Annotated in this window: 15 protein-coding genes; 4 read left to right on the plus strand and 11 right to left on the minus strand. The window is 66.1% G+C overall.

The window, feature by feature from the left end:
* Positions 1-67 precede the first annotated feature (67 nt).
* A complete protein-coding gene (locus FB390_RS25930) occupies positions 68-1,900 on the plus strand; it encodes an AMP-dependent synthetase/ligase (RefSeq protein WP_141811300.1) in 1,833 nt (610 codons plus the stop codon).
* 90 nt (positions 1,901-1,990) lie between these two features.
* Positions 1,991-2,848: an SDR family oxidoreductase gene (locus FB390_RS25935; RefSeq protein WP_141811301.1), complete on the plus strand. Its 858-nt coding sequence runs from the start codon at positions 1,991-1,993 to the stop codon at positions 2,846-2,848.
* Here FB390_RS25935 and FB390_RS25940 read toward each other — a convergent pair whose 3' ends face one another.
* Positions 2,849-3,259 carry a GtrA family protein gene (locus tag FB390_RS25940; protein WP_221639366.1) on the minus strand — a complete coding sequence of 137 codons (411 nt, stop codon included), beginning with the start codon at positions 3,257-3,259 and terminating at the stop codon, positions 2,849-2,851.
* 203 nt (positions 3,260-3,462) lie between these two features.
* On the opposite strand from FB390_RS25940, the gene FB390_RS25945 reads away from it, so the two are divergent.
* Positions 3,463-5,829: a type I polyketide synthase gene (locus FB390_RS25945; protein WP_141811303.1), complete on the plus strand. Its 2,367-nt coding sequence runs from the start codon at positions 3,463-3,465 to the stop codon at positions 5,827-5,829.
* A gap of 12 nt (positions 5,830-5,841) precedes the next feature.
* On the opposite strand, the gene FB390_RS25950 is transcribed toward FB390_RS25945, so the two are convergent.
* The 8 genes from FB390_RS25950 to gmd all read right to left on the minus strand — a co-directional run bounded on the left by FB390_RS25950 (position 5,842) and on the right by gmd (position 15,770).
* On the minus strand, positions 5,842-7,191 hold the full coding sequence (locus FB390_RS25950; RefSeq protein ID WP_141811304.1) for a cytochrome P450: 1,350 nt from the start codon (positions 7,189-7,191) through the stop codon (positions 5,842-5,844).
* A gap of 11 nt (positions 7,192-7,202) precedes the next feature.
* The gene (locus FB390_RS25955) at positions 7,203-8,492 is read right to left on the minus strand and encodes a flavin-containing monooxygenase (RefSeq protein ID WP_141811305.1); all 1,290 of its coding nucleotides are present in this window, start codon (positions 8,490-8,492) and stop codon (positions 7,203-7,205) included.
* Positions 8,489-10,054, minus strand: coding sequence for a glycosyltransferase family 87 protein (locus tag FB390_RS25960; RefSeq protein ID WP_141811306.1), 1,566 nt, complete (start codon positions 10,052-10,054; stop codon positions 8,489-8,491). The genes FB390_RS25955 and FB390_RS25960 overlap by 4 nt, the downstream gene beginning before the upstream one ends.
* Positions 10,055-10,111: 57 nt before the next feature.
* On the minus strand, positions 10,112-11,290 hold the full coding sequence (locus FB390_RS25965) for a nucleotide disphospho-sugar-binding domain-containing protein (RefSeq protein WP_141811307.1): 1,179 nt from the start codon (positions 11,288-11,290) through the stop codon (positions 10,112-10,114).
* 5 nt (positions 11,291-11,295) lie between these two features.
* The gene (locus FB390_RS25970) at positions 11,296-12,480 is read right to left on the minus strand and encodes a class I SAM-dependent methyltransferase (RefSeq protein WP_141811308.1); all 1,185 of its coding nucleotides are present in this window, start codon (positions 12,478-12,480) and stop codon (positions 11,296-11,298) included.
* Position 12,481: 1 nt separating this feature from the next.
* Positions 12,482-13,429, minus strand: coding sequence for a GDP-mannose 4,6-dehydratase (locus tag FB390_RS25975; protein ID WP_141811309.1), 948 nt, complete (start codon positions 13,427-13,429; stop codon positions 12,482-12,484).
* Position 13,430: 1 nt separating this feature from the next.
* Entirely contained in the window at positions 13,431-14,651 is a 1,221-nt protein-coding gene (locus FB390_RS25980; RefSeq protein ID WP_221639367.1) for a class I SAM-dependent methyltransferase, read from the minus strand.
* Between the two features lie 96 nt (positions 14,652-14,747).
* The gene (gene gmd, locus FB390_RS25985) at positions 14,748-15,770 is read right to left on the minus strand and encodes a GDP-mannose 4,6-dehydratase (protein ID WP_141811310.1); all 1,023 of its coding nucleotides are present in this window, start codon (positions 15,768-15,770) and stop codon (positions 14,748-14,750) included.
* 85 nt (positions 15,771-15,855) lie between these two features.
* Between gmd and FB390_RS25990 the strand changes: the two genes are divergently transcribed.
* Positions 15,856-16,614, plus strand: coding sequence for a polyprenol monophosphomannose synthase (locus FB390_RS25990; protein ID WP_185757173.1), 759 nt, complete (start codon positions 15,856-15,858; stop codon positions 16,612-16,614).
* On the opposite strand, the gene FB390_RS25995 is transcribed toward FB390_RS25990, so the two are convergent.
* Positions 16,592-17,317 carry an NAD-dependent epimerase/dehydratase family protein gene (locus FB390_RS25995; protein WP_221639368.1) on the minus strand — a complete coding sequence of 242 codons (726 nt, stop codon included), beginning with the start codon at positions 17,315-17,317 and terminating at the stop codon, positions 16,592-16,594. The two genes, FB390_RS25990 and FB390_RS25995, sit on opposite strands and share 23 nt — an antisense overlap.
* Entirely contained in the window at positions 17,317-17,730 is a 414-nt protein-coding gene (locus FB390_RS26000) for a cupin domain-containing protein (protein ID WP_141811312.1), read from the minus strand. The genes FB390_RS25995 and FB390_RS26000 overlap by 1 nt, the downstream gene beginning before the upstream one ends.
* Positions 17,731-17,738 lie beyond the last annotated feature (8 nt).

Raw genomic sequence — 17,738 nt, forward strand, 5'->3', positions numbered from 1 at the left:
GTCTCGGACCGGACGTGTACGAACGCCGCGACGTTCGGTTCATGCCAGAGATATCGGGAACAGGGATATGACGACAACAGAAATCGGATACACGCATGAATCGGGCAAAACGGTCTACACCGTGCCCGAGGCGTTTCAGGAGACCCTGACGTTGCGGCCCGAGCAGGTCGCGTTGCGGACGGTCGGCGGCACCCAGCAGATCACCTGGCGCGAGTACGGCGAACGCGTGAAGTCGATCGCCGCGGGCCTGGCCCGGCTCGGTGTCGGACACGGTGACACCGTCGGCATCATGCTCACCAACCGCCCCGAGTTCAATCTGGTCGACACCGCCGCACTGCATCTGGGCGCAACCCCGTTCTCGGTCTACAACACCAGTTCATCCGACCAGATCGCGCACGTGTTCACCAACGCGGCCAACAAAGTCGTTGTGACAGAACAGATGTTCCTCGGTGCGGTAACCGGCGCAGGCGTGGACCTCGCGCACACCGTCGTCGTCGACGGCCCGGCCACCGGCGCCATCACGCTCGAGGAGGTCGAGGCGAACCCGCTCGACGACTTCGATTTCGACGCGGCCTGGCGCGCGGTCACCGCCGACGACCTGGCCACCCTTATCTACACTTCGGGCACCACCGGTCCCTCCAAGGGCGTGGAGATCACCCACCGCAATGTGCTCGCCCAGATCATCGCGCTGGTCAAGGGTCCGCTGCCGGTCGGGTTCGCCGACCGTACGGTGTCCTACCTACCCGCCGCGCACGTTGCCGACCGCATCTCCGCACATGGCCTCAACCTGACCACCGGCATCCAGATCACCACCGTCACCGACCCGCGCGAGGTGGCCGCCGCACTGCCCGACGCCCGCCCGACCACGTTCTTCGGCGTGCCACGGGTGTGGCAGAAGATCAAGACGGGCATCGAGAACAAGCTCGCCACCGAGCCGAGCACGGCCAAGAAGGCGCTCGCCAACTGGGCCATCGGCACCGGAATCGCCGCTGCCCGAGCCGATCTCGCGGGGAAGGGCCCCGGCGCGCTACTGGCCGTCCAGCACAAGGTGGCCGAGACACTGGTGTTGTCGAAGCTGCGGCACGCACTCGGCCTGGACGCGCTGGAGGTCGCGGCCTCCGGCGCCGCACCGGTGCCTCCGGAGACCCTCGAGTATTTCCTCGGCCTCGGCTTCAAGATGACCGAAGTGTGGGGCATGTCCGAGACCACCGGCGTCGGCACCTACACCGAGTTGGCCAAGCCGCGCCCCGGCTCGGTCGGCCGCACCGTCGACGGTTTGGAACTGCGCCTGGACACCGACGGCGAAGTCCTGGTGCGCGGCCCCATCATCACCCGCGGCTATCGCAATATGCCGGAGAAGACGGCCGAAGCGATCGATGCGGACGGCTGGCTGCACAGCGGTGACATCGGCACCATCGACGCCGACGGCTACCTGCGCATCGTCGACCGCAAGAAGGAACTGATCATCAACGAGGGGGGCAAGAACATCGCCCCGAGCAATATCGAGAACGCGATGAAGGCCGCCTCCTCACTGATCGGCCAGGCCGTCGCGATCGGCGATGCCAAGCCCTACATCGCCGCGCTGATCGTGCTCGACCCCGACGTCGCCGCCCTGCGCGCCAAGGAACTCGGCGCCACCGACGCCGACCTCGCCACACTCGCCGCCCGCCCGGAGATCGTGGAAGAAGTGCGCGCCGCGGTGCAGGCGGGCAACAGCAAGCTGTCGCGAGTGGAGCAGATCAAGCGCTTCACCATCCTCGGCGCGGTATGGGAGCCGGGCGGCGACGAACTGACCCCGAAGATGTCGCTCAAGCGCGCCCCGGTCGCGATCAAGTATGCGGAGGAAATCGCGTCGCTGTACGCGAAGGAGCCCTCGGACAAGGTCATCAGCGTCGCGTAACCACGAGCGTCGACCGGAGGCGACCCCTCGTACACAGAGGTCGCCTCCGGTCGACGCGGGGACGAGCACAGAAGCGGGAGCACGACGACCATGACGAAACCGGAATCCCCGTCGCTGGCGGGCAAGACCATGATCGTGACGGGCGGCAGCCGCGGCATCGGCCGGGCCATCGCGCTGCGCGCCGCCGCCGACGGCGCGAACATCACGCTGCTCGCCAGAACCGATCAGCCGCACCCGAAACTGCCCGGCACCATTCACACCGCGGCAGCCGAAATCGAAGCCGCAGGCGCCCGGGTTCTCCCGTTCGTCGGCGATGTCCGCGACGACGACACCATGGCGGCGGTTGTGCGGCAGACGGTCGACCGGTTCGGCGGCATCGACATCGTGGTGAACAACGCCTCGGCGATCGACCTGACGCCCACCGACGCCATGACGATGAAGATGTACGACCAGATGCAAGGCGTGAACGCCCGCGCCGCGTACCTGCTGTCCAAACTCGCCATTCCGCACCTGCGGGCGTCGGCGGCCGCAGGGCGCAACCCGCACATCCTCACGCTCTCCCCGCCGCTCAACCTCAACCCGGCATGGACGGGCTCGTCGTTGGCCTACCTGGTCTCCAAGTACGGGATGAGCCTGACGACACTGGGGCTCGCCGAGGAATTGCGTGACGATGGCATCGCCGTCAACTCGCTGTGGCCGCGGACCACCGTCGCCACCGCGGCCGTGCGTAATCTGCTCGGCGGCGAGGCGGCGATCGCGAAGTCTCGCACCCCCGAAATCTGTGCCGACGCAGCGCATCTCGTGCTCTGTTCGGGAGCGGCCGAGATGACGGGCAATTTGTTCCTCGACGACGAGGTGCTCACCGCGCACGGCGTCACCGAACTGGACCGTTACCGCGTTGTCCCGGGCGACGGCCCGCTCGAACTCGATATCTTCGTCGACGCCTGACTACTCGGGTGCGCGTTCCACCTGATTCGGGAACACCACCCGTACGAAGGCCCAGAACCGGAACACCATACCGAGCGCGGTACCGATCAGCTGCGCGGCCACGAAATCGGCGACGTTCTGGGTGAACCGGGAGACCTCGGGCACCTCGAGGTGGAGCATGTAGCGCGACACCCACAGTGGCGCGGTGTTGACAGCGATGGCGAGGAAGCTGACCAGATAGAACAGCGCTGCCTCGTGGTGGCCGCGCCGCCCGCCGCGCGCGGCGAAGGACCATTGCTTGTTCAGGATGTAGGACAGCGTGATCGCCGCGAGCACCGCCAGCACCTTCGCGATGATCGGCTGCGCCTCGAGCACAGTGCTTTTGAGGGTCAGAAAAACGGCGGTGTCGAGCGTGAACGCGGCGGCACCCACGGAAGCGAAGCGAATCAGTTCACGACGTCGTGCCTCGCCTCCCAGTGCGGCGGCCACCCGAGCGAAAACGGGGCGTTTGGAAAACAGCACAGGTAGAGTTTCGTCCATATCCCTTTACCCCACAACAAGATCGGCGGATTCACCGAAGGGACATGTCCGCGGGACACCTGATCGGGCGGAATCCGGGCGGGTGAGTAGGTAACGTGAAACGGAAGAAGCCGCGGCGGCGCGCCGACCTCGAGCAGGCGACGGGCGCGCCGAGCGTGCAATCGATCGCCGTGGTAGGCATGAGCTGCCGATTCGCCGGCGGCGCGGATTCACCGGAAGCCCTGTGGCGCTTGCTGATCGGCGAGGTAGACGCAGTGGCGGACGCGCCACCGGCAGGCCGGTGGCCGGCCGGGAATTACCACGACACCGAGCGCGGCGCCCCGGGCAAAACCGTCTCGATCGCGGGCGCCTACCTGCCCGATGTCGAGTTGTTCGATGCCGAGTTCTTCGGGATCACCCCGCGCGAGGCCGCCGATATGGACCCGCAGCAGCGGCTCGCGTTGGAATTGTCATGGGAGGCATTCGAGGACGCGGGAATTCGACCCGACACCGTTCCCGACACCGGCGTGTATTTCGCCAACAAGTTCAACGACTATCGGGCGGTGAAGTTGAGCCGCGGCCCCGCCGCCACGACACCCTTCACCAGCACCGGCGACGTGGAGGGCGTCATCGCGAACCGCGTGTCGTATTTCCTCGGTTTCGACGGGCCGAGCATGACGGTCAACGCCTCCTGTGCGGGTTCGCTGGTCGCGGTTCACCTGGCCTGCCAGGCGCTGCGCGCGGGCGAAAGCACGGTCGCGATAGCAGGCGGTGTCCAGCTGAATCTCATCCCGGACACCGCGATCGGCCTGTCCAAGCTCGGTGTGCTCTCCCCGGGCGGCCGCTCTCGCGCCTTCGATGCCACGGCCGACGGTTATGTGCGCGGCGAAGGCGGCGCGGTGGTCGTGCTGAAACCGCTGCCCGCGGCATTGCGCGACGGCGACCGCATCTACTGCACCGTGCTCGGCAGCGCCACCAACAACAACGGCCACCACCACAAGGGGATGGCAGCCGGCGCAGCCGGTGGTGGGGTGGGTAAGTACAGCATGCCCGCCAGCAGCGCCGCCGGGCAGGAACAATTGCTGCGGCGCGCCTGTGCCCGTGCGGGCGTGGACCCGTCGACCGTCGACTATGTCGAAGCCCACGGCACCGGCACCGCCGTTGGCGACCGCGCCGAGTTGACCGCTCTGGGTACCGTCTACGGTGCGGCCAAGAGCGGTGGGACCCCACTGACCGTCGGTTCCGTCAAGACGAATATCGGGCACACCGAGGCGGCCGCCGGGATGGCCGGACTGCTCAAGGTCGCACTCGCGCTGCGGCATCGTCAGATCCCGCGCAGCCTGCATTTCGACCGTGCCGCACCGGATCTCGACCTCGCTGGGGCGGGCGTGCAGGTCGCGAACACCCTGCTGCCGTGGCCCGAACGGGACGTACCGGCCCGCGCCGGGGTGAGCGCCTTCGGTTTCGGCGGCTCCAACGCGCACGCGATCGTAGAAGAAGCCCCGCCCGAGATCGCGGATGGCCCGGAGCCGAATAATGGCGCGACCCCGACCGATACGGAGACACGCTCCGCAGAGCGTTTGATCGTATTGTCCGCACGCACCGAACCCGCACTGCGCGAGCAGGTTCGCCGCCTCCACGACCACCTCTCCAGCCATCCCGGCATCACGCTCGACGATCTCGCGCACACGCTCTGCCGCACGAGAACTCCTTTCGCGCATCGTCTTTCGCTGGTGGCGAGCACGGTGGCAGAGGTGAGGAGCTTCCTGCACGAGACGCTTCGCGACACCGCGCCGACCGAGATGGAGTACCCATCCCAAGCTTCGGCCTTGATGGTTGCCGCAGCCCTGCGACCGGGTACGGTGCCGCGCCGCGGACTGCTGCAAGCGGTCGGCGCGCTGTTCGAACGCGGTGTCGACCCGGATTGGTCCGCGGTCAACCCACCCGGCCGGGTGGTGTCGCTGCCAACGTATCCGTTTCAGCGGCAACGCCATTGGGCCATCCCCGCGGAGACCGAGCCGGTGCGCGACGATCACTCCGAAAACACTGCGGTAGCGGGCGATTCGACGCACGTGTGGAGTCATCCGGTCGGCGTCGTCGCGCTGAGGGATACGGTGGCGGGGGAACTGGCCGAGGTCATCGGAGTCGAGTCCGACGGCATCCACCACACCCGGAACTTCGATCAGTTGGGTGTCGGTTCGGTACACGCCGTCGAACTCAGCTCCCGTCTCAGCGCCCGCCTCGGCATCACCGTCCCCGCGGCGATCATCTGGGGCCACCCCACCGTCGAACTGCTCACCGCCGAACTGTCCGCCCGTCTCGAGGCGACGAACCATCCCGCGGCGCCACCGGCAACCGGGGCGCACGAGCTCCCGGACAGTACCGAGCCTGCGCTCCTCGCCCGCCCGCCGCACATATCGGCGGACGAGGAGGTTCTCTCCACGGCCGAACTGCTGACGCTCGGCCGCGAGCTGCTCGGCTGACCGCGACCGCCGTCAGGCCAGTGCCGGCTGGGTAGCCCTGCGCACGGGTCGGATCCTGATGCCGAACTCCGGGCGCAGGTTCACCGACGCCAGCGGCACCACCGGGTGCGCGCTGTCCAGCTCGAGCCGGAAGCGTTGCACGGTCATGGCCAGGATCAGCACCATCTCGGTCATGGACATGTCCTTGCCGAGGCAGATGCGCGGCCCGCCGGAGAACGGAAAGAACGCGAACTTGTGACGTTCGGCCACTTCCTTGTCGGCGAAGCGCTCGGGCCGGAACTCCGCCGGGTCGTCCCACAACCGCTTGTCGCGGTGAATGTAGTACATGCACAACGTGACCCGGGCGCCCGCCGGTACGTGATACCCGCCGATCTCGTCGTCGGCGATCGGCGTGCGTTCGACGATCCACGCGGGCGGGTACAGCCGCATCGTCTCCTCGATGACCATCCGGCAGTAGCTGAGCTGTCCGAGGTCGGCGAAGGTCGGGGCACGGTCGCCGAGCACGTCGCGGACCTCGCCCGCGAGGCGTTCCTGAATCTCCGGGTGCGCGGCCAGCAGATAGCACGCCCATGACAGCGCATTGGCCGGTGACTCGTGCCCCGCCACGAGCAGCGTCTTGATCTCGTTGAGCAGGTCTTCCTCCCGCATGCCCAGCCCGCCCTCGTCGCGGGCGCGGACCAGCGCGGTGAGCACGTCCGAGGTGTCGCCGCCGCTCCTGCGTTCCGCGATGAGGTGCCGCACGACGTCGTCGAGTTCGCCTACCTTGTGGGCGACCCGCCGCGCTTCCGGCGTCGGGAACGATTGTGGCAGCTTCACCGGGGCGTTGACCCGCTTCATGATGAACGCGAAGGCGGCCCGCATCGCATCGGTGACCTGTGTTGTGTCCGTGGACAAGTCGATGCTGAACAGGATGCGTCCGGTGACCGCGAGCAGCAGCTTGACGTAGTCGTCGTAGATGTCGCGGTATTCGCCCGCCGCGGCATCCCAGCGATCCAGCATGGCCGCCGCGCTGTCGGTGATATCGTCGGCGAATCCCTTGACGTGCGTATGGGAGAACGCCGGGCTGATCAACTTGCGCTGCTTGCGCCAATAGTCCAGGTTGTTGGTGGTCAGCTGGCCCTCGCCGAGCAGGATACTGAACTCGTCGTAGATGGGGCTCTTGCGATAGTTGATGTAGTTTTCCTTGAGCACGTATTCGGTCATCGCCGGGTCCGCGACCAGATAGACCAGCATCGGCCCGGCCTTCACCCGGACCACGTCGCCGTAGCCGTCGAGCAGACTGCCCACCGTCGCCAGTGGGTTCTTCGCCAGTTTCGGCAGCATGCGGCCGGTTTCGACCAGTCCTGGACCGGGTGCTTTCATGGAAGGCCCTTTCACTTCAACAGCTTCGCGTGCTTGCGCAGCTGGTTCACGTAATCCTGTTTCTCCACCACGAGCGGGTACTGCTCCGCGTGGTAGAGACGCAGTCCGGCATACAGATCGGGTTGCGCACCGTGGGTAGCGCGGACGAAGCGCTCGATCCGTTGCGCCCCAGCCGCTTTCGCCCGCACATACTCGGCGACGAGTTCGGCCTGGTGCGCGTAGACGTCCCAATGGGAGCCGATCGGCCGCACCATCCCGACAACGAACAGGCCGGGTGCGCCAGGCGGAAAGATGTTGAGGTACAGCCCCGGCCGCAGCGACCCCTCGTCCCAGTTGAGGTGGGCTCGGTCGACAACTGGATAGTTCGGCACGAAACCCGTTGCCAGGATGACCATGTCGACCTTTTCCTCGCTGCCGTCGGCAAAGGTCACTCGGTCGTCCTCGATCGAGGCGATATCGGGTTTCGGCGTGATGTCGCCGTGCGTGTAGTAGTGGTGCAGCTGATCGCCCAGCACCGGAATGACGATGCCGTTGTCGAAATCGGGCACCGGCAGCCCGAACGACCGGGATCGCCGGCGCAGGTAGGAGAACAGCGTTTGGAAGGCCCGCTTGCGCATGGGCCGCCACATGCGTCCCTGCAGCATGCTGTCCGTGGGCCGCCCGAGCAGATACTTCGGCATGCAGTAGAACCCACGCCGACTGCTGTGCAGGGTCAGCGCCGCGTTCACCGCGCAGTCGGACAGGATGTCGGCCGCCGACTGCCCCGCGCCCACCACCAGGACGCGTTTGCCGATGATCTGCTCCGGATGCCGGTATTCGCTCGAATGCAGCACGGGCACTGTGCTGTTGCCCGGGAAGTCGATACGACGCGGCGTCCGGTCGTGCCCGGTGGCGATGACCACGCCCGCGTACGACTTCCGGGTGCCGTCGCCGAGGGTCACCTCCCATCCGGCGTCCGGTCCGTCCGCGGCGGGCTCGACCCGCCGCACCTCGGTGTTCAATCGGATATGCGGTGCGAGTTCAGCGGCGTCGGCGTAGTTCTGCAGATAGCGCAGAACCAGCTCATGTCCGGGATAGTCCGGATAGTCCTCCGGCATCGGAAAGCCCGGAAATGCCTGCACCCCTTTGGAAGCGATCACATGGGTATTGCGGGTGACCGGCGAATCCGAGCGGCGCGCGTCCCAGATCCCGCCGATCCCGTCCGTCGCCTCCAGCACCTCGAACGCGATTCCGCACGCGGCGAACACCCGAGCCGTCGCCAATCCGGCCGCACCGGCGCCGATCACACAATAGGTTTTCATGCCGCACCAACCGGTTCAGGCTTCGACGCGTCGACGCCGGGGGTTTCCTCGGCCTCGGTGCCGCCGCTCGCCCGCCAGGCCACCGCGAAGCAAGCGACGTAGATGATCGTCTGCGCGACCAGCGTGAAGTACACATTCTCGTTGTAAACCGCGACAACGAGCCAGGCCACGGTGAGCAGCGTGATGTTGCGTTTGCTCCCCCGCATCAAGCCGGCGTATACCGCGAACATCCACACCGCGCCGACCGCGATGTACACCCACGGCCCGAACGGCGCCCGGAACGAGGCCAGCGTGAGCACCGCCAGCCAGATGGCGAGGTTCTCGGCCCGGAACCTCGCACCCTCCGCTCCGGCGCGCAGCCGCCGGTGGATCCGCACCGCGGTGACCGCGACCAGGATCACCAGCAGCAGCGTATAGATGTTGGTGACAAGCCGGGCGGGTCCGGTGGGATCGCCGATATCCCAGCCCATGATGTTCGTCTTGTACGGCAGCCCGTAGGGCGAGTAGTTGACCAGCTGATTAGCCCGTTCTACGAGGACGAACTCGTGGAACTCGCCGCTGGCCAGCTTCTGCCAGGTGCCGTCGGACAGGAAGTGCCGCCACGGCTCACGTCCGAAGATGAGTAGTGTCGCGAGCGAATAGATTCCGCCGAACGCCGCGGTCCACACCGCGGGTCGCCAGCGTCGTTGTACGAGCAGATACACCAGAAGGATCGCCGGTGACACCTTGGCGATGATCGCGAAAGCCAGCGCCGCGCCGCCGAATACGTTGCGCCGCAGATGGAACAGCACCATGGCGCCCGCACCGCCGACATACAGGATCAGCACGTGGATATTGCCGATCTGCAAGGTCGCCAGGGTCGGCAGGCTGAGCCACACGACCGGCGTCAACGCGGCGAGCACGCCGCCCTGCTTACCGCCCACCCAGCGGGCGATTCCCAGCATGCCGATCAGCACGATGGCGACGTACAACGAGTAATACAGCGCCCGCAGCGTGCCGAAATCGTGGCTGAACACGAGCAGCAGCCGCGGTAGCAGCAAGAACGGCGGCGGGTACAGATAAGCGTCGCGATCCTGCGGGAGCACGCTCGGCAGCACCGAATCCGCCTGCGGGGACTCGTACCGATGCCGGTTGTACAGGTTGGCCGGGTCGTCCTCGGCGACAAGAGCGCCGCTGATATAGCCGGTCAGATGGGACTTCTTCACCAGGAAGTCGTCCTCGGCCGACAGCGAACTGTCCACATTGTCCGCGTCGAGAATGAACTGCGTCAGCCGGGCGAGCACGAGCACAACTGCGAGGATGGCCACGCTCCACAGCACCCGCACGACGATCGGCTTGCTGCGCATCACGTCCCGCCATTCGACGGGCACCGACGGCACGAACAGAACGAACAGCACTGCCGCGCAGACGATTCCGAGCAGTGCGGTGGCCGCGCCCGATAATCCGGTGAGCGACAGCGTGATCATCGCGACGGGGACGAGAATGCCAACGACGAACACCGCGTACATCGCGGCGTAGTAGTCGAGTGCGCCACGGAACCTGGTCCATGTCCTGGATATCATCTACAACCTGCGGCTTTCCAACATCAGCGAGGTCCTGCCCGAGGAGTCGCGGTGGTCTTATCTGGTCCGCGCGCCGACGCGATCGGCGAGCTGCGGAACGACCTGCGCCACCACCTCGTTCGGCGGCGGCGCGTCACGGATATCGGCCCCTACCTGTTCGGCCGCGGCGCGGAACCCGGGTTCACGCAGCAGCGTCGCGATGGACTCGGCTAGGCCGTTCGTATCGGCTTGCGCGGCCGGGTCTTCGGCCGCCGAGCCCGCGCCTGCGCGCACGATGCCGCGGGCGTAATCGAATTGGTCGAACATCTGCGGCAGCACCAGTTGTGGCAGCCCATACCAACCGGCCGTGAGGCCCGTCGTCGAACCACCATGGTGCACAAGGAGATCGCACCCGGGCAGGAACAATTGCAATGGCACCTCTTCGACGACGCGGACGCGCTCGGGCAACTCACCGACCAGCGCGCGATCGGTGGCGGAGAGCGCGACCACGATCTCGGCGTCCGCGACCTCGGACAGCGACTCGACGATCGCCCGCAGTGGGCGCGGCCCGGTCAGGCTCAGTGTGCTACCGCCGAGACAGACGGCGACCCGCCTGCGCCCCTGATCGTTTCGATGCCAGTGCGGCAGCGAGCCGGTTCCGTTGAACGGAATGAACCGGATCGGCGTGCCGGGTGGCGCGTCCGGCGCCTGCACCCTCGCCGGGCAGATGTCGAGGACCGCAACGGGATCGGCCAGCGCACCACCGGACTCCGCGACCAATGCCGCGGTGTGTTCGGTGAACGGCCCGCCCGTCGGATCGATACCCCAACGGTGCACCAGCACAGGCAGATCCAGTGCGGCACCGAGTGCCCTCCCGACGGTCGCCAGCGGGTCGGTGAGGACGACGTCGGCGCCCCAGTCCCTGGCGACGTCGGCGAACACGTCGAGGTACGCGGTCGCGTGGTTGTGCCAGTTCTGCGCGGCGATATGCCACAGACCTTCACCCGATGCCTGGTCCCGGTCGGCGAACAGCGGTAGCGGGAACATGTTGGGGTTCACCTTGGTACGCAGTTCGTCCATCGGCACGTTCAGCGCGGGCAACTCGACGGCGTTCAACCCGGAACGCCGCGCGGTGGCCGTGACGTCGCCGCGCGTGGCGACCAGCACGTCGTGACCGGCCAGCCGCAACGCCCAGCAGAACGGCACCATCGCCAGCAGGTGCCCGGACGACGGTACCGGGACGACGAGGAATTTCATGCCCTTCACTCCTTCGGCTTCATCCACTCCATCGGATTGGTATGCCGGGGCACCCATGATGGAGCGGATTGCTCACTGTTGCGGCGCTTTTCGATGACGACGATGTTGTGGTAAAAGTGCACCGCGCCGATCCACTCGTCGTGCGGGCGGTTCTGCCGCCCCGCATCCTTCTCGAATTCCTGGTGATGCAGCGCGTCGACAAGTGTTTTGAGGTAGCCGACCGTGGTCGCCGGAGTGTCGAGTTCGGTGCTGCTGCCGCCCCAGCCGGTCCAGTACGAAGTCTGAGTGTCCTCCACCACGTACAACCCGCCGGGGCGCACGTGGGCGAACAGTGCCTCGAACGAGGCGATCACATCGCCGCTGATATGGCTGCCGTCGTCGATGATGATGTCGAACGGACCGAGCGAACCACCGAGTTCCGCGAGGAACGCCGGATCACCCTGGTCGCCTTGCAGGGGCTGCAACCGCGGTTCGGCGATGCCGGACTTGTCGAAGTAGTCCAGCCCGTACACCATGCCGCGGCGGAAGTACTGCTTCCACATGCGCAACGAGGCGCCGCCCACGTTCGGCGCTTGGTAGCCGCCGATGCCGAGCTCCAGCACCCGCACGCGACTGTTGCGCAGCGGCGCGAAATGCCGCTCGTAGTGCTGGGTGTACCAGTGGCCGCCCCACTTGTCCGAACCGAATCGCAGCGACAGCGCGCCGAGGTCGTAATGGCGTGTGGCGCAGGCGGTCACAATGCCATCGGCGGCACGCGCGGCGGCATCGCGGGCCATCCGCCACGGGTCGTCCGGTGCGAAACTGCCCGGTCCCGGCTCGTCCTTCAACGCGATCGCGCGGGTGCCGATCTCGGCGTCCGGCGGCCCGTACACCGCGCGCAGCAACTCCACCAGGTCCTGCCGCACCACCAGCCACGGATCCTCCTGGGTGCCGGGGGTGATGGCGGGGTCCTCGGCGCCGAAGGTGACCAGATAATCCAGTTGCTTACCCTCGTTGGTCAACTCGAACACCGCCGTGACCGGCTGACTCGGCGGCACGCCCTCGCGGGCCCGCCACGCGATTTCCTTCAGCACCGCGTCGATCACGGTTTCGGTGCCGATCTCGCCGAGTCGCGCCGCCGTCTCCTCGTAGACCCCGTCCGCGATAGAGATCAATTGCGCGGCAAGGAGATTCTCGTCGTTCAGGTTCACGTCATCCATCCGTTCCGCCGGTGGCCACCGGCCTCGCTTCATCGATCAGGCGCACCCCTTCGGCCACGAGCATGGCTCGAACCATGCCGCGGAAATCCACCGAAGGCCGCCATCCCGTCCGCTCGCGCAACCGCCCCGCGTCGCCGACCAGCGGCTGCCGGTGGCGGGTCAGCACGGAAGGGCGTTCGCGGACGTGTTCTCGCCAATCCAGTCCGGCCATGCCGAACGCGGCCGCGCAGAATTCCGCGACCGTGTGATACTCACCGGTCGCGACCACGAAGTCGTCCGGTTCGTCGAGCGCGAGGATCCGGATCATCGCCTCGACGTAGTCCGGCGCGTATCCCCAGTCCGCGCCCGCGTCGAGCCGGCCGAGCACCAGCTCGTCCGCCGCGCCCCGCTGAATCCGGGCGACCGCTCGCACGATCTTGCGGGTGACGAATTTCTCGGCCCGCAAGGGTGATTCGTGGTTGAACATGATCCCGGTCGACACGAACACACCGCGCGCTCGATAGACCTGGCAGGCCAATAGCCCCGCGGCCTTGCTCACCCCGTAGATCGAATGCGGCCGCAACCCGCTGTCCTCGTCCCGGACCGTGCCGTCGCCGGGTCCGAACACATGTGAGGAGGCCGCGTAGAAGAGCCGGGTGCCGGTCTCATAGCGTTCGATCGCCTCCGCGAAGTGCTGCACCGAAAGCGTGTTCACTCGGTGTGAGTCGCGGGCCAGCTCACGCGAATCCACCGGCGGATCCTCCGAGGAATGCTGGACAGCCGCGAGCAAGTACACCTGCCGCGGTCGCTCGTCCGCGATCAGCCGCGCGACCGATTGCGCGTCGGTGATGTCGACCGGCCCCGCGCGGCTGAGCGGGAAGACCTCGTGGCCACGCGCGCCGAGCAGATTTGTCAGCAGTGTGCCGTCCTGCCCCGACGCGCCCGTGACGACGACGGTCATCTCACACCACCTCGAGCTCCGGCAGTGGGAATACGAGATGCCCACCGGCGGAGCGGAACTCGCGTTCCCGCTCGACCATCATCGAGCGGAAATGCCAGGGCAGAACGAAGTACTGGTCCGGCGCCTGCTCGCGCGCCCGCGCCTCGGAAACGATCGGGATGCCGGTGCCCGGGGTGAACTTGTCGAACTTGTCGTCGTTGACCTCCGCGATGCACGGCAGGTCCGACGGCCCGATCCCGCAGTGCTGCAACAGCACATTGCCCTTGGTGGATGCGCCGTAGCCGAGCGTGCGTAGCCCGGCGTGCTTGGACCGGTCGAAGAACTCCCTGACCCGTTCCCGATGCTGGTCGACCCGCTTCGCGAAGTCGGCGTAGATCTCCGGTGTGTGCAGGCCGAGACCGGCCTCCTCGGTGCGCATCCGCGCCAACTCGCCCGCGTCGGCGACGGTCGGGGCGCCCTGCTTGCCCAGCGTCAGCGCGAAACTGCCGCCGTTGATGGTGTTGCGTTCCACCTCCAACACCACGAAGCCACACCTGCGCGCCATCCACTCGATCTGATCGAGGGTGTAGTACTCGAGGTGCTCGTGGCAGATGGTGTCGTAGGACGTGGTGGCCAGCATGGCGGGCAGATAGCTCTGTTCCAGCACCCAGATGCCGTCATCGGTCAGGGTGGCGTGCACGTCGCGCATGAACTCCAGCGGGCTCGGCACGTCGTAGAACATGGCGATCGAGGTGATCACCTTGGCGCGCCTGCCGTTCAAGAGCGAAGCGGCCAGCTCGCGGGAGAAGTAGCCGGTCGACAACCGCACATGCGGGGGGTAGAACTCCCGGAACTTCTCCCCCAGCGGATCGATGCCCACCACGGTCATGGCGTCGGCCGGGTACCACTTCAGCAGCGTCGCATCGTTGCTGCCGATATCGATCACCACATCGTCGGGTCCGAGGTCGACCCGCTCTTGGATCCGCGACACCCGACGACCGAGATGATCGATCATCGAGCGATTCAAGCCCGAGCGGTATCCATAACCGGCGGAATACATTTCGTCGAAGTTCGCGGTGTGCCGCAACTGCACGAGTCCGCATTCCTCGGCTCCGGTGCGCACACAGCGCACCAGCTCCAACGGATACCGCGGCACCCCGCCCGGGTCCGTGGCCGGAAACACCCCGGTCAAGGCCATCGTGCCGAGATCGACTACCGTTTCCAGCCGGGTGTTCTCACACACCCGGCAGCGTTCGATTCGGCATGATCGGGGCCCTGCGTGGTTACGCACGCTGCCTCCTCCGGGCCTGACCTCTCATGCCGTGTTCAATCTCTTCCGTCACGCGTTCTCCCAATCGTGGGCGACCATCAACTGCACCAACTCCGCGAAACTCGTCTTCGGCTCCCACCCGAGCTTCTCCTTGGCCTTGCGTGGATCGCCGGTCAAGTGGTGTACCTCGGCGGGCCGGAAGTAGGTGGGATCCACTTCGACGAGCACCCGCGAGGTGCGCCGGTCGATCCCCTTCTCGTCGAGTCCTGTTCCCTCCCAAATCAATTCGACACCGGTTGCCGAGAACGCCACCTCGCACAGCTCCCGGACACTGTGCGTTTCCCCGGTCGCGATGACGTAGTCGTCGGGCTCCGGCTGCTGGAGCATCAGCCACATCGCCTCGACGTACTCCTTGGCATAACCCCAGTCCCGTCGCGCGTCCAGGTTGCCGACGAAGAGCCGATCCTGTTTCCCCTGGGCGATCCGCACCGCACCGCGAGTCACCTTCCTGGTAACGAACACCTCTCCGCGCCTCGGGGATTCATGGTTGAACAAGGTCCCGTTGACCGTGTACATCCCGTAGGCCTCACGATGGTTCACGGTGATCCAGTACGCGTAGAGCTTCGCGACCGCATACGGCGAGCGCGGATGGAACGGCGTGTCCTCACTGAGTGCGACATCGTGCAAGCCGCCGTACAACTCCGACGACGATGCCTGGTAGAACTTGGTCGCGATGCCGGTCTTGCGGATCGCGTCCAGGATCCGCAGGGTGCCGATCGCATTGGTCTCCGCGGTGAATTCCGGTATCTGGAACGAGATGTGCACATGCGACTGCGCACCGAGGTTGTAGATCTCGCTCGGCCGCACACCCTCCAGAATCCGGTTGAGACTGCTGGAATCCATGAGATCGCCGTAGTGGAGAAACAACCGGCGTTGCGAATGCCTTTCGGAATAAAGGTGGTCGATACGATCGGTATTGAAATTCGACGCACGCCTGACTATTCCGTGAACCTCATACCCTTGCTGCAACAGGAATTCGGTCAGATATGACCCGTCCTGGCCGGTGATGCCGGTTATCAAAGCTTTCCTCATCAAACCTCCAACCAGAGACTAGCGGTTCTCGAAATCACGGGCAATACCTATGTTTCGGTCGCCGAACGTACTAAAATTTGGTCGCATGAGTACGGCCTCCGTGAGAACTCTGATAATAATTCCGACGTACAACGAGCGTCGCAACGTCGGGCCGTTGCTCGCTCAAATACTCGACCAGGGCACCGATTTCGATGTGCTCTTCGTCGACGACAACTCCCCCGACGGCACCGGTGATCTGCTGGAAGAGCTGGCCGAGGAGAACGCCCCGCGCATTCATGTGCTGCACAGGCCGGGTCGTCAGGGCGTCGGCTCCGCGCACCAAGCCGGCATTCGATGGGCCTATTCCGAGGGATACGACGACATCATCACGATGGATTCGGATTTCGCGCATCCGCCGTCGTATCTGCCCGCCCTGCGCGCCGCCGCGGCCGGTTTCGACATCGTGATCGGATCGCGGTATCTCAAAGAGGACAGCCTGGCCGACTGGACTCCCTTCCGTAAGCTCCTCACCCGGGTCGGGCATTTCCTCACAGTGACACTGTTGCGGATGCCCTACGATGCCACGGGTGCTTTCCGATACTACCGGCTCGGCACCGTTCCGGTCGGCGCTTTCGACCGCGTGCGGTCCACCGGATACTCGTTCTTCTTCGAAAGCCTCTACATCATGAATGCCAACGGTTTCCGTATCCAGCAGATACCGATTCACGTGCTCAACCGCACGGCGGGTGCGTCGAAGATGCGCACCCGCGACGTGGCGACCAGTGTTCGATTCCTGCTCGTGCTGTGTGCGGAGAAGTACCTCCGGCCGAGCAAACATCGCATCAGTTCGCCTGCCCGCCATTGATCCGCCTCCTCGAAAGCCAGTCGATCACCGCCGCCGCGTCCGGCCAATCGGACTCGGTGGCGGTGGCCGGGAATTGGTCGTCGACGTAGTCCTTGGCGAACTCCGACCGCGACCCCACCGCGTCCCGCACCTCGGCCAGCGTCACGGCGGTTCGCGCGCCCACCTCGCGCAGACCGGTGCCGTTCGCGTGGCCGGCGATCCATTCGGCGCACCATTCCACGGGGGCGAAGCTCTGCCGGGATCGCCCGCTGGCGAAGACCGGACGATCGGCCGCCATATCCGCCAGCACACCCTTGCGGTAGTCGCCGCCGTACATCGGGCCGAGCCGGACGATGAAAGTGTCTGCGCCGGTACACAACTGCTCGGCGGCGGCGCGATTGCGGCCGTACACGGTGTCGAGCTGGGTCCGGGCCGAGATGCTGCTGATCTGGACGAACCTGTCCCACGTCCACTCATCGCGCAGCCGCTCGGTCCCGGCGACGGTCCGATCCCGGTCGGCTGCCGGATTATGTTCTGCCCAAAAGCGTTTCGACGGGCACGCGGCATTGACAAGCACGTCGTAGCCGCCCGCGGTGCGCAGCCGCTCGTGATTCGCGCGGACCACGGGCACCACCTCGTAGTCGCGGTGCCTGCCGAATGCCTCGACCAGCACCGCGCCCACATAGCCGGCGGCGCCGACGACGGCCACCCTCAGCCGGGACATCACCCCTTGACCTCCAGAGTGTGTGGCAGCGGCGCCACCTGGACGATCGGCGGATCGCACTCGTCCCACGGCTTGGTCAACATCGCGATGAACGTCAGCGGCGTGATCGAGTACACCGTGTGCATCACACCGATCGGCGTGCGCGTGCAGATCCCTTTGGACACGTGGATGAATTCCTCGGGGCAGTTCGGATCCTCGTGGTCGTCCTTGGTGACCAGCACACCATTGCCCTCGACGAACAGCAGATACTCGACGAAGTGCGGGTGATAGTGCAGGCCGCGCACCTTGCCCGGATGCATGTAGATCAGGTTGAACTCCAGCAGCGGTTCTGGTGGCACCCAGGTGAAGATGCCGCCGCGGCCGTCGCGGACCGTGTCGAGATTGCAGGACGGAGTGAGGACTTCGACCTTCATGGAATGAT

Source organism: Nocardia bhagyanarayanae (genome assembly GCF_006716565.1).
Taxonomy (GTDB): Bacteria; Actinomycetota; Actinomycetes; order Mycobacteriales; family Mycobacteriaceae; genus Nocardia; species Nocardia bhagyanarayanae.